The sequence below is a fragment of the Marmoricola sp. URHA0025 HA25 genome (genome assembly GCF_054059435.1).
Map to the genome: position 1 here is coordinate 3,150,102 of NZ_JBSSCD010000001.1, position 15,325 is coordinate 3,165,426.

Here is a 15,325-nt window from a genome sequence, read left to right on the forward strand (position 1 = left end):
CCTAGGGTCCGTATGGTCCCGCCCGCTAACTTTGGTGCATGAGCACCGGCCCCGGCGACCCCGACGAGACCCCCGACCGCGGGGACGACAACCCGTTCAAGGGCACGCCGTTCGAGCAGATCTTCGGCGCGTTCGGGACCGGCGCCGTGCCGGACCTCGGCGGCCTCGACCTCAGCGCGCTGATGGGGCAGATGCAGTCCCTGATGGCGCCGTACGACGGCCCGGTGAACTGGCAGCTGGCCACCGACATCGCGCGGCGCACGTCGGCCCAGGAGCCGGACCCCAGCCCCGACCGGGCCGCGCAGACACGCGTCGCGGACGCGTTCCGCCTCGCCGACCACTGGCTCGACGACACCACCGCGCTGCCGTCCGGCGTCACCACCACCGCCGCGTGGAGTCGTGCGGACTGGATCCAGGAGACCACCGACGTCTGGCGCGTGCTCGTCGAGCCGGTCGCCGAGCACGTCGTCGGCGCCATGGGCAACGCGATCCCCGAGGAGGCCCGCACGATGGCCGGGCCCCTGATCGGGATGATCGGCAAGGCCGGCGGCGCCATGTTCGGCCAGCAGGTCGGCCAGGCGCTCGGCGGGCTCGCCGGCGAGGTGCTGACCGCCTCCGACATCGGCCTCCCGCTCGGCCCGGCCGGCAAGGCTGCACTGCTGCCGCACAACATCGCTGCCTTCGCCGACGGCCTGGACGTGACCGAGGACGACGTGCTGCTCTACCTCGCGCTCCGCGAGGCAGCGCACCAGCGGCTGTTCACCCATGTCCCGTGGCTGCGCGAGCACCTCATCTCCGCGGTCGAGGACTTCGGGCGTGGCGTCACCATCGACGTCTCCGGCATCGAGGAGTCGCTCGGCCAGCTCGACCCGACCAACCCTGCGGCCATCCAGGACGCCATCAACGGCGGCCTGTTCGAGCCGAAGAAGACCCCCGCGCAGGAAGCCGCGCTCGTCCGGCTCGAGACCACCCTGGCGCTCGTCGAAGGGTGGGTCGACGAGGTCGTCGGCCAGGCCACCGTCGAGCGGATGCCTGCCGCTGCCAAGCTTCAGGAGGCGATCCGCCGGCGGCGTGCCGCAGGCGGGCCCGCGGAGGAGACCTTCGCCGCGCTCGTCGGCCTCGAGCTGCGCCCCCGCCGGCTCCGCGACGCCGCCGCGCTGTGGGGCTCGCTCCGCTCCCGTCAGGGCCACGAGGCTCGCGACGCGGTGTGGGCACACCCCGACCTGCTCCCCACGCCGAGCGACCTCGACGACCCCTTGGGCTTCCGCGAGGACCTGCCGAGCCCTGAGGAGCTCGCCGACTCGGCGTTCGACGAGGCGATCGCCGCACTCATCGACGAGGAGACGCGCGACAAGTCCGGCGACGACGACTCCGCGGAGTCGTGACCCTGCACTCCGACGCGCTCGCCGTCCTCGAGGGCTGGTCGGCGCCCGACGCCGCACAAGAGGCGCGCCGTGCCGAGTACGTCGCACACCTGCGCGCCCGCGCGGACGGGTGCGCCAAGGCGTGCTTCCCCGACCACCTCACCGCGGGCGCGCTGGTGCTCTCCCACGACGGCAGCCAGGTGCTGCTGAACCTGCACCGCAAGGCGCGCCGCTGGTTCGCGTTCGGCGGGCACCTCGAGCCCGAGGACGCCACGCTCGCCGACGCGGCCCTGCGCGAGGGCACCGAGGAGTCCGGGCTGCCCGACCTGACCGTCGACCCCGATCCGGTCCACCTGTCGCTCCACGAGGTCGGCTTCTGCGACCCCCGCGGGACCGTCCGCCACTTCGACGTACGGTTCCTGGCGCGGCTCGGCGAGACCACCGAGCCGGTGGTCAGCGACGAGTCGCTCGACCTGCAGTGGTTCCCCGTCGACGACGTCCCCACCGACGAGCCCGACATGCTCGACCTGATCCGGCTGGCCCGCGCCCGCGTGCGCCCCGGTGGTCGCGCCTGACGAAACCGCTCAGTCGCAGGCCTCGAGCTCGAGGTTGGCGGCCGCCGCGATCCCCTCGAGGTAGCCCTTCGCGCGCTCGGACCTCGGGAACTGGTCGACCCAGCCCCAGAAGCGGGCGTCGTGGTTGGGCTCGATCAGGTGGGCCAGCTCGTGGAGGAGCACGTAGTCGATCACCCAGGTGGGCATCGTGCGCAGCCGGTCGGAGAGCCGGATCGTGCCCTCACCCGTGGTGCACGAACCCCAGCGCGTGGTCATGTTGGAGACCCAGCGCACGGAGGCCGGGACCGCCCGGCCGTGAAGGTACTCGCGGCTCAGCTCCCGCGCACGCCGCATCAGCTGCTCGTCGGTGCGCCGGCCACGCTGGTCGTTGCGCGCGAGCTTGACCAGCATGGTGTCGACCCACTCGGACTCCTCGGCCCGGGTGAACCGGGCGGGAATCATCACGATGACCTTGCCGTCCTTGCGGTACGCCGACACGGTGCGCGTGCGCCGGTGCGAGCGCCGCACCTCCACCTCTGGCCGGTTCATGGCCAGAAATTACCCCCGTGCGCCCCCAAAAAGCGTGCAGACACAGCAGTTGCACGTCAGCCGGCGTCAGCGGCCCCGGCCCAGGCGAGGAGCCGGTCGGCCGGCCACGTGTTGACGATCCGCTCCGGATCGAGCCCCAGCTCCTCGGCACGTGCGCAGCCGTAGACCTGGAAGTCCAGCTGTCCCGGCGCGTGCGCGTCGGAGTCGATCGAGAACAGGCAGCCGATGTCGATGGCCAGCTGGAGCAGCTTCGTCGGCGGGTCCCTGCGCTCGGGGCGCGCGTTGATCTCGACCGCGACGCCGTGAGCCGCACACGCCTCGAAGACGGCGCGCGCGTCGAACTGCGACTGTGCCCGCACGCCGCGGTTGCCGGTGACCAGCCGGCCGGTGCAGTGGCCCAGGACGTTGGTGTACGGGTTGGCGACGGCGGTGGTCATCCTCCGCGTCATCGCGTCGGGCTCCATCGCGAGCTTCGAGTGCACCGAGGCCACTCGCACGTCGAGCCGGGCGAGCATCTCGTCGGTCTGGTCCAGCGAGCCGTCGTCGAGGATGTCGACCTCGATGCCCTTGAGCACCTGGAACCCGCTGCCGGTGGTTGAGCCTGTCGAAACCAGGTGGCTGTTGATCGCGTCGACGACCTCCAGCTGCTGGGTGAGCCGCGCGATCGACAGCCCGTTGGCCACCTTGAGGCGGGGCGAGTGGTCGGTGAGCACCAGGTACTCGTGGCCGAGCTCCATCGCGGTGAACGCCATCTCCTCGATGGGTGAGCCACCGTCGGACCAGTCGCTGTGCGAGTGCAGGTCGCCGCGCAGCGCCGACCGGATGCCGTCGCCGCCGTCGACGAGCGTGCCGCCGAACTCCTGCTCGAGGCGCGCCAGCCGGTCCGGCGTACGGCCCGCGACCGCGGCCTCGATCACCTCGGCGGTCGAGGCCCCGATCCCGCCGAGCTCGCGCAGCGTGCCCTCGCGCACGCGGGTGGCGACCTCGTCGGCGCCCAGCGGGAGGATGGTCGCCGCGGCCGCGCGGAAGGCCTTGACCTTGTAGGTCTCGGCCCGGCTGCGCTCGAGCAGGAACGCGATCCGGCGCAGGGCCGCGACCGGGCCCTCGTCGTACGGGGCTGCGGTCGGGGATGCCATGGCAGCGATTCTCCCCACTTCGGCCCAGCTGCCGCGTGATCCACAGCGCCGGACGGCCTGTCCACACGTTGTCCACAGGGTTATCCACAGGTCGTGGAGAAGCGGTCCAGCCAGCACCTGTACGCCGGATTGACCGTGCCGGGGGCCTCGCCTAGCGTGGCGCCCAGAAAGAGACGCAGAAACGACGCCGATCGACCCGCAGACGGGTCCCACGGATCAGGCCCCCGATGTTCGCCGGGAAGTGCTCGCAAGGGGAAGGCAAGCACCCAGCGGCGGCCGTCGGGGGTCTCTTGTCTGAGCCGAGAGGCCGCGAGGGACGAGCGGCGTCTCGACGCGAAGAGGTCGAGCGAGCCTGCGGGTGAGCGTGCGAACCCGCATCGGCGGGTCGAGACCCTTTCAGACGCCGCGGAACTGGGGCGGCCGCTTCTCCTTCGCCGCCCGGACGCCTTCCTGGAGGTCCTCGGTGGCCAGCGTGATCGGCTGTGCCAGCGCCTCCCACTGGATGGCGGACTCCAGGTCGCGGTGGCCGCCTCCGCGCAGCGCCACGGTCGTGTACCGGCTGGCGATCGGCGCGGTCGCGGCGATCCCCTCGGCGATCGCCTGGACCTCCGTGGCGAAGTCGGCGTCCTCGAACACCCGGCTCACCAGCCCGATGCGGAGCGCCTCCTCGGCGTCCACCCGGCGCCCGGTGAGCAGCAGCTCCCGGGCGGTCGCCGCGCCGACGACGTCGGGCAGCAGGTGGGTCGCCGCCATGCCGGGGTTCATGCCCAGGCGCACGAACGGCACGCTGAGCCGGGCGCTCGCGGCGGCGTACCGGAGGTCACAGGCCAGTGCGAGGCACAGACCCGCGCCGACGGCAGGGCCGTTCAGCGCGGCGATCGTGGGCACCTCGAGGGCGCGGATGGTTAGCCAGGCGCGGTAGAAGGCGATCATGCGCGTGCGCAGCCGGTCGACGGGGGCATCCGGCTCCCCCGCGATCCAGCGCGGGTCGCCGCCGGAGCAGAACGCGCTGCCGGCGCCGGTGACCACCACCACACGGAGATCGCGGTCGACGGCCAGCTGCTCGATCGCGCTGACCCAGGAACGGGTCATCTCCTCCGACATCGCGTTGCGCTGGGCCGGGTTGTCGAGCACCAGGCGGGCCACGCCGGGGCTCGGACGCTCGAGCCGGAGGTGGGTCACGGGCTCTGATTCGGGCGCCATGAGCGGAGAGTAGCCCGAAAAGGACACGCTCCGAACGGGGGTCCCGGTGCACGGAATGCGTGGGCGTGTGGTCTAGGGTCGAATTGGTCCGAGCCGGACCCCGGCGGGTCTTCCCCCAGACTCCCGCCGCGACGACCAGAGCAACATCGATCAAGGAGGCCGTCATGGCGGAGAGCTGGAGCGGCGAGTTCTACTGCGTGAAGTGCAAGGAAAAGCGTGAGGCCGAGGGCCACATCGAGGTCAACGACAAGGGCACGAAGATGGCGAAGGCCACCTGCCCCGTGTGCGGCACGAAGCTGAACCGCATCCTCGGCCGGGCCTGACCCCCACCGACCAACCACGCAACGGCGGACCCACTTCGGTGGGTCCGCCGTTGCGCACGTCCGCAGGCTGTGGAGGACGGTTCGCGCGCGTGCTCCCGGTCGCCTAGCGTCGGACGGCATGCGACTGGTGCTGGCGCCCGGGTTACGAGTGGTGCGTCGCTCCCGGTCCCTCCTGCAGGTGGGCCTGGCGGCACAGCGGCGTGTGCTCCTGCCCGACACCGAGCCGGTACGCCGCACGCTCGGCCACCTCGTCCGTGGAGAGGTGCCGCCCGAGGACGCCGGGACCCGTGAGGTCCTCGGAGCGCTCGCACCCGTGCTGGTCGACGCCACCGGTCTGGTCGCGCCCGGCATCGCCGACGGCGACGTCGCCGCGGCGGCGCTGCGGGATCCCGCCGGCTACCGCGACCGGCTCGCCGCCCGGCAGCGGGCGACCGTCCTGGTGCAGGGCGCCCTCGGCGACGTCGACCCCCTGCCCCTGCTGAGGGCCGCCGGGCTCCGGGTCGTGGACGCTCCCGATCCGGAGCCCACTGCCGTGCTGGTCCTCTCCGTCGGTGAGCTCGACCGCGACCGGGTCGACCGGTGGGTTCGCGCCGGGGTTGCCCACCTCGCCGTCCGGATGGTCGAGGGCGAGGCGGTCGTCGGTCCCTTCGTCGAGCCGGGCCTGACCGCCTGCCTGCGTTGCCTGGACGCTCATCGGGCCGAGGACGACCCGCGGGCCGCCGTACTGGCTGCCGGCCACGCGCGCGCCCGCGACGACCGCCGCGACGGCGTGGCCGAGCCCGTCGACACCGCACTGGCCACGCTTGCGCTCGCCTGGGCCGTGCGCGACCTGGTCTCCCTCGCCGAGGGCGAGCGCCCGTCGACGTGGTCGACCACCCTCGAGCTGTCCGCCACGCTGTCGTCGGTGACCCAGGCAGAGTGGCGGCGACACCCCGGATGCGGGTGCTGCTGGCTGCCGATCGAACACTCGTCCCGCACAATGGCCATGTGAGCACTCCGCGCAACGCCGTCACCCGGACGGCGCGGCTGGCCGCGCTGCCCCTCGGGTACGCCGGCCGCAGCGCCCTGGGCCTCGGCAAGCGGCTCGGGGGCGCGCCGGCCGAGGCCGTCCTCAGCGAGCTGCAGCAGCGCACCGCGGAGCAGCTCTTCCGCACGCTCGGTGAGCTCAAGGGCGGCGCGATGAAGGTCGGCCAGGCGATGTCGGTCTTCGAGGCGGCCCTGCCCGACGACGTGGCGGCGCCGTACCGCGAGCACCTGACCCGGCTGCAGGACGCCGCGCCGCCGATGCCGACGATCACCGTGCGCGAGATCCTCGCCCGCGAGCTCGGCGACGACTACGCAGACCACCTCACCGATCTCGATCCGGTGCCGGCGGCGGCCGCGTCCATCGGGCAGGTCCATCGGGCACGCTGGGACGGTCACGACGCCGCGGTCAAGGTGCAGTACCCCGGCGCCGGCGACGCGCTGCGCAACGACCTGCGCCAGCTCGCGCGGGTGGCGCGGGGCCTCGGCCCCGCCTTCCCCGGCATCGACGTCAAGCCGCTGGTCGCCGAGCTGCAGGCCCGGGTGGAGGAGGAGCTCGACTACCACCTGGAGGCCGAGGCCCAGCGGGTCTTCGCCGCGGAGTACGCCGACGATCCCGACATCGCGGTCCCGGGCGTGCTGGCCGGCACCGAGCAGGTGCTGGTCAGCGAGTGGCTCGACAGCCCGGCCTCGCTCGCACACGTCATCCGCGAGGGCACCGAGGCCGAGCGCGACCACTACGGCGAGGCGTACGTGCGGTTCCTCTTCGGCGCGCCCGCCCGCACCGGGATGCTGCACGCCGACCCGCACCCCGGGAACTTCCGGTTGCTGCCCACGCCCGACGGGGCGCCGGGCCGGCTCGGCGTGCTCGACTACGGCGCGGTCGCGCGGCTGCCCGGGCGCGGCCTGCCGCACACCCTCGGCACGCTCATCCGGATCGCCTGCCTCGACGACTACGAGCAGCTGATCGGCGAGCTGCGCGCCGAAGGGTTCATCAAGGACAACGTCACCATCGACGCCGACCGGCTCCGGAGCTACCTCTCGCCGTTCGTGGAGCCGGCGAAGGTCGAGTCGTTCACGTTCTCCCGGGCCTGGATGCAGGAGCAGTTCAAGCGGGTCAACGACCCGCGCGGCGACGCCTACCCGGTGATGCTGCGGCTCAACCTGCCGCCGGCGTACCTGCTCATCCACCGCACCTGGGTGGGGGGTGTGGGCGTGCTCAGCCAGCTCGGGGCGACGATCCCGTTCCGGGAGATCCTCCAGGAGTCGCTCCCCGGGTTCGACCTCGGCGCCTGAGCGCCCCGGTCCCTCACCACCACTCGGAGTCGAGCTTGGACTCCATGGCGCGCAGGTGCTCGCGCGAGCAGGTGTCGCAGAACCACTTCGTCCGGCCCAGCTCGACCGCCGACGTCCAGGTCAGCGGGGGCGGTTCCTCGTCGGCCTGCTTGCCGCAGAACGCGCACGCGACCGTCGCCATGGGGCCACCGTACGACAGCGCGAACGCGAAACCGCCGCCCGACCGGGAGGTCGGGCGGCGGTTCCTTCCCGCGATCGACGAGAAGTCAGGTGGTGCGCTTCTGCTCAGATGACGCGGGCGAGGGCGAGGCGCGCCTGGGCTGCGGCGCGCTCCGCCTTGCGGGAGAGGCGCCGAGCGGCGGCGAGCTGGTGCCCGCGCTGTGCCATCCGCGCCTGCTCGAGGCGCGAGCGCATATGCGCCCGGGCCAGGTCCTCTGCGAGGAAACTCATCTTCTTGCTCCGATCAAAGTGGGTGGTCATGGCTTGTCGGTGGTCCTTCGGTGCTCGGTGGGGCTCAGGCCGCCACGGGGTTCTTGCGCGGCCGGCCGCGTGGCCTCTTGCGGGGGATCACTACTCCCTGGAGGAAGAGCTCTCCACCCCAGACGCCCCACGGTTCGCGTCGCTCGAGGGCTCCTGCCAGGCACTCGGCCCGCACGGGGCAGCCCTGGCAGAGAGTCTTCGCGAGCTCCACGTCGCTGGGTGACTCGGCGAAGAACAGCTCAGCGTCGTTCGCGCGACACGGCAGCTGCTCCTCGTCGACTCCTCTGGAGTCCAGAACGCTCGTACTCATCTGTCACCTCCTTCTCCTGATGTCGATCGCTTCGGGAAATCTGTGTCTCGGAGCTCCGCGGCGGTCTTGAGAAACAAGAAGGCCGCGGATCCCTTGGTTCGGGTTCCGCGGCCTTGGAGGTGCCGGTCGATGAGTGGGACTCATGTGACTGGTGGACTCCAAGGCGTGCGGGTCGCAACCGGGGTGGCCGTGATGGCATCGAGCTGGCGCTTGCGCATCGGCGTGGCGGCGGAGAAGCCGGCGGCCTGCGGGCAGACGTCACCCATGCCAAAACCGTGGGTGGGCACGACGAGCGTCGACCGCACCACGGTCTCGTTGAGCCAGTAGGCGTTGTTCTTCATGTGTCGTGCACCTCCTCCGAGGCATCGGGCGCCGGCCGTGTCAGAGCCGTCTGCGCGTTTGGCGTGGTCCGTAAACTACGCCCGCCCTCGCGGGCGCGCAAATCATTTTGCCGGCGGGTCCCCGGAGGGTTGTCCGGCCAGCACGGCGAGCACGTCGTCGGCGTACCGCTCGAGCTTGGTGGCGCCGATCCCGTTGATCCGCATCAATGCCGTGCGGTCACCGGGGCGCACCTCGGCAAGCGCTTCGAGGGTCGCGTCGGAGAACACCACGAACGCCGGGACGCTCTCGGCCTCCGCGCGCTGCCGGCGCCACTGCTTGAGCGACTCGAACAGCGTCTCGTCGTAGGGCAGCGGGCAGTCCGAGCAGTAGCCGCGGTTGCGCTCCTTCGCGGAGGCCAGCGGCCGCCGGCACAGGCGGCAGATCGAGGCCTTCGCGCGGCGACCCGGCTTGGCGCCGGTCGGGGCCGCCGGCCGGTCGGTGACCGACTCCGGGCGCATCCCGGCGAGGAAGCGCGACGGCTTGCGGCGCGCCTGCCCACCGGGGTTGCGGGCCAGCGACCACGACAAGGTGAGGTGCTTGCGGGCGCGGGTCACACCGACGTAGAGCAGCCGACGCTCCTCCTCGATCGCCTCCGCGGTGACCGCGTAGGTGATCGGCATGGAGCCGTCCTGCAGTCCTGCCAGGAAGACGGCGTCCCACTCGAGCCCCTTCGCTGCGTGCAGCGTCGCGAGCGTCACCCCCTCCGCGACCGGCGCGTGCTGCTCGTGCGCACGCCGGTCGAGCTCGGCGACGAAGCCCTCGAGCGTCGGAGCGAGGTCGGCGGCGGCGTACTCCTCGGCCTGGGAGACCAGCGCCGCCAGCGACTCCCACCGGTCGCGCGCCTGCCCTCGCGAGGCGGGCGCCTCGGACGACCAGCCCATGCCGGCGAGGACGGCCCTGACCTGGTTGACCAGGTCGTCACGAGCGGCCTCACCGGCCCGGAGGCTCGCCCTGAGGAGCGCGAGTGCCTGCCGGACCTCGGGCCGCTCGAAGAACCGTGCGGCGCCGCGCATGACGTAGGGGATCGCGTGCGCCGCCAGCGCCTCCTCGAAGCTCTCGGACTGGGCGTTGATGCGGAACAGCACCGCCATGTCGCGCAGCGGCACGCCCGCGCGCTGCAGCGCGACGATGTCGTCCGCGACGGCCTCCGCCTCGGCGACCTCGTCGGGGAGCTCGCGCCAGGCGACCGGGTCGCCGGCGGGCTGCTGGGCACGCAGCGTGACCGCACCGGAGGCCGCCGTGGCCGTGCGGCCCTTGAGCAGGTGGTTGGCCGCCTCGATCACCTGCGGTGTCGAGCGGTAGTTGCGGACCAGCTCGACGGTGGTGGCTCCCGGATGCGTGCGGGTGAACTCGTGGAGGTACGCCGCACGCGCACCGGCGAACGAGTAGATGGTCTGCGCGGGGTCACCGACCACGCAGATCTCGTCGCGACCACCCAGCCAGAGGTCGAGGAGGGTCGCCTGGATCGGGCTGACGTCCTGGTACTCGTCGACGACGAACCACTTGTACTGCTGGCGCACCGAGGAGGCCACCCGGTCATCCTCCGAGATCAGCGCCGCCGCGATGAGGAGGACGTCCTCCATGTCCATCCGGCCCTGCTCGCGCTTGAGCTCCTCGTAGGTGCCGAAGACGTGGGCCACCGAGGCCGCGTCGAGGCCGCTCACCTCGCGGTGGCGCGACGGGGCGACCCGCTCGTAGTCGTCGGGGCGGACGTTGCTGACCTTGGCCCACTCGATCTCGCTGGCGAGGTCGCGCAGCGTGCCCTGGTCGACCTGGATGCGGTTGCGCCGGGCAGCGCCGGCGACCACGGGGATCTTCGACTCGATCAGCTGCGGCGGCTCGCCGCCGTAGACCTTCGGCCAGAACCAGCGCAGCTGGCGCAGCGCGGCGGAGTGGAACGTGCGCGCCTGCACCCCGGGGGCGCCGAGCGTCCGGAGCCGGCCCCGCATCTCGCCGGCAGCCCGCGTGGTGAAGGTGACTGCGAGCACCTCGGCGGGGTTGTAGGTGCCGGTGGCCACGCCGTACGCGATCCGGTGGGTGATCGCCCGGGTCTTGCCGGTGCCGGCGCCGGCCAGCACCCGCACCGGTCCGCGCAACGCCTCCGCCACCTGGCGCTGCTCGGGATCGAGCGCCTCGAGCAGACGGCCGGAGCTGATGGCGGCACCCATCGGAATGATTCCCCCCACGTGTCGGTTGGACTTCACGAAGCCTAGTTGCGAGGAGCGACAATCCCGATGTCCGGCCAGCAGTCCGTGCAGTTCACGATGTACTCGACCCCGTGGTGTGGCTACTGCCACCGGCTGAAGAGCCAGCTGGACCGTGAGGGCATCGTGTACGACGTCGTCGACATCGAGCGTGAGCCCGCCGCTGCGGAGCTGGTGATGTCGGTGAACGGCGGCAACCAGACGGTCCCGACCCTGCTCTTCCCCGACGGCACCGCGCAGACCAACCCCTCCCTCGCGCAGGTGAAGGCGAAGCTCGCCGACCTGGCTGCCTGAGGCGCCCTGGACCCGGTCGTCTAGAGCTCCTTGGCGAAGAACGCCTCGGCGTACGGGTTGTCGTTGTAGCGCTCGACCGGCCGGTAGCCGGCGCGCTGGTACATCGCGATCGCCTCGACCAGCGTGCTGTTGGTGTCCAGGTTGACCTGCCGGTGGCCGAGCTCCCGCGCCCGGTCCTCGAGGTGGCCGAGCATCCTCGACCCGAGCCCGGCACCTCGCCAGTCGGCGTGCACCCACATCCGCTTGACCTCGCCGACGTGCGGCGCGATCTGCTGCACGCCGCCGCACGCGACCGCCTCGCCGTCGCTGGTCGCGACCACGAACACTCCGGCAGGAGGTGTCATCGCCGCGGTGTCGCTCGCGCTCGCGTCGCCGCGGTCGAACCCACCGGGGAACCGCTGGTCCAGCTCGGCGAAGTAGCGGCCGACCGCCTGCAGGGCCGCGCGGTCGGTGGGGCTGACCGTGCGCAGGTGCACCGTCGCCGCGCGGACCAGCAGGTCCGCCGTCTCCAGCGCATCGGAGAGTCGGGCGCGAAGGCGGTCGCTGAGCGGGGCGATCAGCGCGGCGGCGCGCTCCTCGGAGCGACGGTCGAGGTCTCGGCGTACCGTCCGGCCCGCGGGCGTCAGCGCGACGAGCCGGCGGCGCCGGTCGGCGGGATCGGGCCCGACCTCGACGACGCCGGCGCGGGTGAGACGGCGGAGCAGCCGGCTGAGGTAGCCGGAGTCGAGGTCGAGCCGCTCGCGCAGCTCGCGGGCGGTGGTCCCCGCCTCCCCGATCTCGAAGATCAGCCGCGAGGCGCCGAGCGGCCAGCCCAGCCCGAGGTAGGAGTCGTCGAGGGCCCCGACCCGCTGGGTGTAGGTGCGGTTGAACCGGCGGAGAGTCGCGGTGTGGCTCCCGCCGGAGTGCTCCATTCTCTGACTCTAGTCAGAGAACGACCTCGGGCACCAGTGCCGCGGCGATCAGGCCCAGCTGAGGGCAGGCGGCCCGAGCCGGGCGCAGCGGGCGTGGCCGCACTCGTCGGTCAGGTGGATCCGGGCGGTGACCTGCTCGGCGTACGGCTGCGGAATGTCGGCCAGCATCAGCTTGGCGCGCCGGAACATCGCGAAGTCGTCGCCCGAGCCCTCTCCCCAGGTGAGGTACACGAAGCGCTCGCCCCGCCGGCCCTGGACCGCCGGCCCCCGGAAGTCCGGCAGGCCGTCGCGGTCGGAGACCTCGATCTCGAGGTCCCAGCGGACCCGGTCTGCGTCGGCCGGCACCACCTCCGTCGGCAGCCGACCGACCTGGACGCCGACGTGCACGTCGGCGTACTGCCCGCAGGTGCGCCCCGGGAGGTGGTGCCCCTCGATGATCAGTCTCACCACTGCCCCGGGAGCGGCCCGCCGTACCAGTGCTCCACCAGCGACCGCGAGATCGAGATGCCGCCGGGCAGCACCAGGGTGCCGGCCTCGGCCTCCGCCTTCATCTGCGCGCGGCTGAACCAGCGCGCGTCCTCGATCTCCTCGCCGTCGACCGAGACTTCCGTGGACTCCGCGAGGGCGATGCAGCCGACCATCAGGCTGCGCGGCAGCGGCCACGGCTGGCTGCCGAAGTAGCTCACCTCACCGACCCGGATGCCGGACTCCTCGAGAACCTCCCGGCGCACCGCCTGCTCGATGGACTCCCCCGGCTCGACGAACCCGGCGAGCGTCGAGTAGCGACCGGGCGGCCAGTCGGGGTGCCGGCCGAGCAGGCAGCGGTCGTCCGGCGCTTCACCGTCGACGACCACCATGATCACGGCCGGGTCGGTGCGCGGGAACTCCTCCCGCCCGCAGACCGTGCAGTGCAGCACGTGCCCGAGCTGCCGAGGCTCGAGCGCGCCGCCGCAGCGCGGACAGTGCCGGGTGGCGAAGAGCCACTCCGCGACGCCGACCGCGTGCACGACCAGCGCCGCCTCCTCCTCCCCGACGTGCTGCACCACGCCGCGCAGGCCGGTCCAGTCGTCGCCTGCGGCCTCGGCTCCGAGGATCACGGCGAAGTGCACGACGCCGTCGAGGTCCCCGAGCAGGACCGGGAGGCCCTCGGGCGCCTCCTCCGGCGAGACCCAGGGCACCCGGCCGTCGACGACCTGGAAGCGCGTGCCCGCGATCACCAGGACGCGTGTCGACTCGTCACGCCACTTCTCCGCGAACCAGGCCTCGTCGACGCGCCGGTCGGCGATCCGGTCGTGCGCGTGCCGGGACAGGGCGATGCGCACGGGCCCGCCGATCGGCCGCTGGCCCTCGGCCGCGTCGCCGCTCACCTGTTCAGCCATGCCGAGAACGCCTCGGTGTTGTACGGCCGGCCGAGGAAGTCCTCGACCAGGTCGGCGGCGTCCTTGGAGCCGCCTGGGACGAGGACCGCGTCGCGGTAGCGCTGGGCGACGTCGGTCGCGAGCAGGTCGTCGCTCCGGAACGCGCTGAAGAGGTCCTTCGCGATCACCAGCGACCACATGTAGGTGTAGTAGCCGGAGCCGTAGCCCTCCAGGTGGCCGAAGCCGCAGTGGAAGTGGGTGCCCTCGAGCGGCGCGACCAGGCTGTACTCCGGGTAGAGCTCGAACATCCTCCTGGTGATGTCCTCGGGCACCTCCATGTGGAGCTTGTACGACATCGCCGCGTAGAACATCTGGGTGCGCGCCAGGAAGCCCTTGCCGAACTCGTCGGCGGCGCGCATCCGCTGCACGAGCTCCGCGGGGATGGGCTGCCCGTCGGCGTCGTGTGCGAACAGCTGCAGCACGGCGGCGTCCCACGCCCACTCCTCGAGCATCTGCGACGGTGCCTCGACGAAGTCCCACTCGGTGGCCACGCCGGAGAACCGCACCCACTCGTGACCGCCGGCGAGCACGTGGTGCATCAGGTGGCCGAACTCGTGGAACAGCGTCACCACCTCGTGGTGCTCCATCAGCCCACGGTTGAAGTTGCACACCAGGACGCCCTCGGGCAGCTGGCGGTCGCGCACGCCGGGGACGAGGTCGAACTGGGCCGCGTGGTTGTACTTGCGGTCGCGCGGGTGCAGGTCGAGGTGGATGCGCCCGATGCGGCTGCGGGATCCGTCGGGCCCGGCCAGGTGCACGTCGTACGTCGTCACCTCGTCGTGCCAGGTCGGTGCGTCGACCCGCTCGTAGGTGAGGCCGAAGAGTCGTCCGGTCACGTCGAGCAGGCCCTGGTGCACCTTGGCGAAGTCGAAGTAGCGGCGCACCTCCTGCCCGTCGACGCCGTACTGCTCGCGCTTGACCGCCTCGAAGCAGTAGCGCCAGCTGGACAGGTCGATGCGGTCGATGCCCTCCTTCGCACCCCGCGCCTCGAGCACGGCGAGGTCGCGTCGGCCGGCGTCCAGGGCCTCTGCTGCGATGCCGTCGACGAACTTCTCGATCGCGGCGCCGCTGCCGATCATCTTGACCTCGGCGTCGAAGTCGGGCCAGCTGGGATAGCCGAGCAGTCGCGCCTTGTCGTCGCGGAGGCGGAGCAGGTCACGCAGGACGCCGTCGTTCTCGGGCCAGGCGAGGTTGAAGTACTCCATCGCCACAGCGCGACGTGCGTCGGCGTCGCGGCTGTGCGTCAGGAAGGGATGGACGTCGGGGTACTCGGTCGTGATCTGCACCCGGCCCTCGGCATCGACCGGATGGGCCTCGACGAAGTCCGGGGGAAGCCCGTCGAGAGCTTCACGGGGCACCAGCGCCTCACGCCGGCCGTCGCGGATGTTGCGCGTGAAGGCCTGCCCCAGCTCGGTCTCGCGCTCGTTGAGACCGCGCAGCTGGTCGCGGGTCCGGTCGTCGAGCTCCACCCCGGCGCGGCGGAAGCTCCTCAGCGCATCGGTGAGCATCCGCCAGGCGCCTTCGTCGAGCGGGTCCGTCCGGACGCTGGAGAGCTGCTCGAACACGGCCCGGTCGAGGTGGAGGTCGCTGCTGAAGCGACGCGCCTCGACCTCGATGGCTTCGGCCAGCTCGATGATGTCCGGGTCGGGGTGGACCGAGGACATCAGGCCGGTCACCGCGAACGCGTTCGCCTGGGCGATCGCCGCGTCGTTCCACACCTGGAGGATCGCGGTGTCACCGGGCTCTGCGTCCTTCAGCGCCGCGACCTGGTCGGCCGCCGTACGCAGCGAGCCGCGGCCGCGCTCCTGCAGCCACTCCGCCCAGCCCGCGGACGTCGAGGGCAACGAGATCGGCTCGAGATCGGTCATGGCTCGCAGGC

The 15,325-nt window shown here is 72.2% G+C and carries 18 protein-coding genes; 6 read left to right on the plus strand and 12 right to left on the minus strand.

Features of this window, described 5'->3' with window-relative positions; translation table 11 throughout:
• The first annotated feature begins 38 nt into the window (after window positions 1-38).
• Together ACVW00_RS15540 and ACVW00_RS15545 are read left to right on the plus strand one after the other, a co-directional pair.
• Window positions 39-1,385 (plus strand): zinc-dependent metalloprotease, encoded by a 1,347-nt coding sequence (locus ACVW00_RS15540; RefSeq protein WP_457111799.1) that lies wholly within the window; start codon window positions 39-41, stop codon window positions 1,383-1,385.
• Window positions 1,382-1,939 (plus strand): NUDIX hydrolase, encoded by a 558-nt coding sequence (locus ACVW00_RS15545; RefSeq protein WP_457111800.1) that lies wholly within the window; start codon window positions 1,382-1,384, stop codon window positions 1,937-1,939. Before ACVW00_RS15540 ends, ACVW00_RS15545 begins: the two co-directional genes overlap by 4 nt.
• A gap of 9 nt (window positions 1,940-1,948) precedes the next feature.
• Here the strand turns inward: ACVW00_RS15545 and ACVW00_RS15550 are convergent, their stop codons facing one another.
• The 3 genes from ACVW00_RS15550 to ACVW00_RS15560 all read right to left on the minus strand — a co-directional run bounded on the left by ACVW00_RS15550 (window position 1,949) and on the right by ACVW00_RS15560 (window position 4,806).
• Window positions 1,949-2,467 (minus strand): M48 metallopeptidase family protein, encoded by a 519-nt coding sequence (locus tag ACVW00_RS15550; protein ID WP_457111801.1) that lies wholly within the window; start codon window positions 2,465-2,467, stop codon window positions 1,949-1,951.
• A gap of 56 nt (window positions 2,468-2,523) precedes the next feature.
• Window positions 2,524-3,603 (minus strand): PHP domain-containing protein, encoded by a 1,080-nt coding sequence (locus tag ACVW00_RS15555; protein WP_457111802.1) that lies wholly within the window; start codon window positions 3,601-3,603, stop codon window positions 2,524-2,526.
• A 396-nt stretch (window positions 3,604-3,999) separates the two neighbouring features.
• A complete protein-coding gene (locus tag ACVW00_RS15560; RefSeq protein ID WP_457111803.1) occupies window positions 4,000-4,806 on the minus strand; it encodes an enoyl-CoA hydratase/isomerase family protein in 807 nt (268 codons plus the stop codon).
• 164 nt (window positions 4,807-4,970) lie between these two features.
• On the opposite strand from ACVW00_RS15560, the gene ACVW00_RS15565 reads away from it, so the two are divergent.
• The 3 genes from ACVW00_RS15565 to ACVW00_RS15575 all read left to right on the plus strand — a co-directional run bounded on the left by ACVW00_RS15565 (window position 4,971) and on the right by ACVW00_RS15575 (window position 7,448).
• Window positions 4,971-5,129, plus strand: a complete 159-nt coding sequence (locus ACVW00_RS15565; RefSeq protein WP_183407015.1) for a DUF5679 domain-containing protein — start codon at window positions 4,971-4,973, stop codon at window positions 5,127-5,129.
• A gap of 118 nt (window positions 5,130-5,247) precedes the next feature.
• Window positions 5,248-6,120: a TOMM precursor leader peptide-binding protein gene (locus tag ACVW00_RS15570; protein ID WP_457111804.1), complete on the plus strand. Its 873-nt coding sequence runs from the start codon at window positions 5,248-5,250 to the stop codon at window positions 6,118-6,120.
• Window positions 6,117-7,448 (plus strand): ABC1 kinase family protein, encoded by a 1,332-nt coding sequence (locus tag ACVW00_RS15575; RefSeq protein WP_457111805.1) that lies wholly within the window; start codon window positions 6,117-6,119, stop codon window positions 7,446-7,448. Before ACVW00_RS15570 ends, ACVW00_RS15575 begins: the two co-directional genes overlap by 4 nt.
• 13 nt (window positions 7,449-7,461) lie before the next feature.
• Here ACVW00_RS15575 and ACVW00_RS15580 read toward each other — a convergent pair whose 3' ends face one another.
• The 5 genes from ACVW00_RS15580 to ACVW00_RS15600 form a co-directional block, all read right to left on the minus strand.
• Window positions 7,462-7,629: a hypothetical protein gene (locus ACVW00_RS15580; RefSeq protein ID WP_457111806.1), complete on the minus strand. Its 168-nt coding sequence runs from the start codon at window positions 7,627-7,629 to the stop codon at window positions 7,462-7,464.
• Window positions 7,630-7,733: 104 nt separating this feature from the next.
• Window positions 7,734-7,898, minus strand: a complete 165-nt coding sequence (locus ACVW00_RS15585) for a hypothetical protein (protein ID WP_457111807.1) — start codon at window positions 7,896-7,898, stop codon at window positions 7,734-7,736.
• Between the two features lie 64 nt (window positions 7,899-7,962).
• Window positions 7,963-8,238 (minus strand): WhiB family transcriptional regulator, encoded by a 276-nt coding sequence (locus tag ACVW00_RS15590; protein WP_457111808.1) that lies wholly within the window; start codon window positions 8,236-8,238, stop codon window positions 7,963-7,965.
• A gap of 140 nt (window positions 8,239-8,378) precedes the next feature.
• On the minus strand, window positions 8,379-8,579 hold the full coding sequence (locus tag ACVW00_RS15595; protein ID WP_457111809.1) for a hypothetical protein: 201 nt from the start codon (window positions 8,577-8,579) through the stop codon (window positions 8,379-8,381).
• A 102-nt stretch (window positions 8,580-8,681) separates the two neighbouring features.
• Window positions 8,682-10,787 carry an ATP-dependent DNA helicase UvrD2 gene (locus tag ACVW00_RS15600; RefSeq protein WP_457111810.1) on the minus strand — a complete coding sequence of 702 codons (2,106 nt, stop codon included), beginning with the start codon at window positions 10,785-10,787 and terminating at the stop codon, window positions 8,682-8,684.
• Window positions 10,788-10,853: 66 nt separating this feature from the next.
• On the opposite strand from ACVW00_RS15600, the gene ACVW00_RS15605 reads away from it, so the two are divergent.
• The gene (locus tag ACVW00_RS15605; RefSeq protein WP_457111811.1) at window positions 10,854-11,117 is read left to right on the plus strand and encodes a mycoredoxin; all 264 of its coding nucleotides are present in this window, start codon (window positions 10,854-10,856) and stop codon (window positions 11,115-11,117) included.
• A gap of 20 nt (window positions 11,118-11,137) precedes the next feature.
• Here ACVW00_RS15605 and ACVW00_RS15610 read toward each other — a convergent pair whose 3' ends face one another.
• The 4 genes from ACVW00_RS15610 to ACVW00_RS15625 are packed head-to-tail and all read right to left on the minus strand — an operon-like array spanning window position 11,138 to window position 15,314.
• Window positions 11,138-12,028, minus strand: a complete 891-nt coding sequence (locus tag ACVW00_RS15610; RefSeq protein ID WP_457111812.1) for a bifunctional helix-turn-helix transcriptional regulator/GNAT family N-acetyltransferase — start codon at window positions 12,026-12,028, stop codon at window positions 11,138-11,140.
• Window positions 12,029-12,076: 48 nt separating this feature from the next.
• A complete protein-coding gene (locus ACVW00_RS15615) occupies window positions 12,077-12,475 on the minus strand; it encodes a DUF5990 family protein (protein ID WP_457111813.1) in 399 nt (132 codons plus the stop codon).
• Window positions 12,472-13,407 (minus strand): NAD(+) diphosphatase, encoded by a 936-nt coding sequence (gene nudC / locus ACVW00_RS15620; RefSeq protein WP_457111814.1) that lies wholly within the window; start codon window positions 13,405-13,407, stop codon window positions 12,472-12,474. Before nudC ends, ACVW00_RS15615 begins: the two co-directional genes overlap by 4 nt.
• A complete protein-coding gene (locus tag ACVW00_RS15625; RefSeq protein ID WP_457111815.1) occupies window positions 13,392-15,314 on the minus strand; it encodes a M3 family metallopeptidase in 1,923 nt (640 codons plus the stop codon). The genes nudC and ACVW00_RS15625 overlap by 16 nt, the downstream gene beginning before the upstream one ends.
• Window positions 15,315-15,325: the final 11 nt, after the last annotated feature.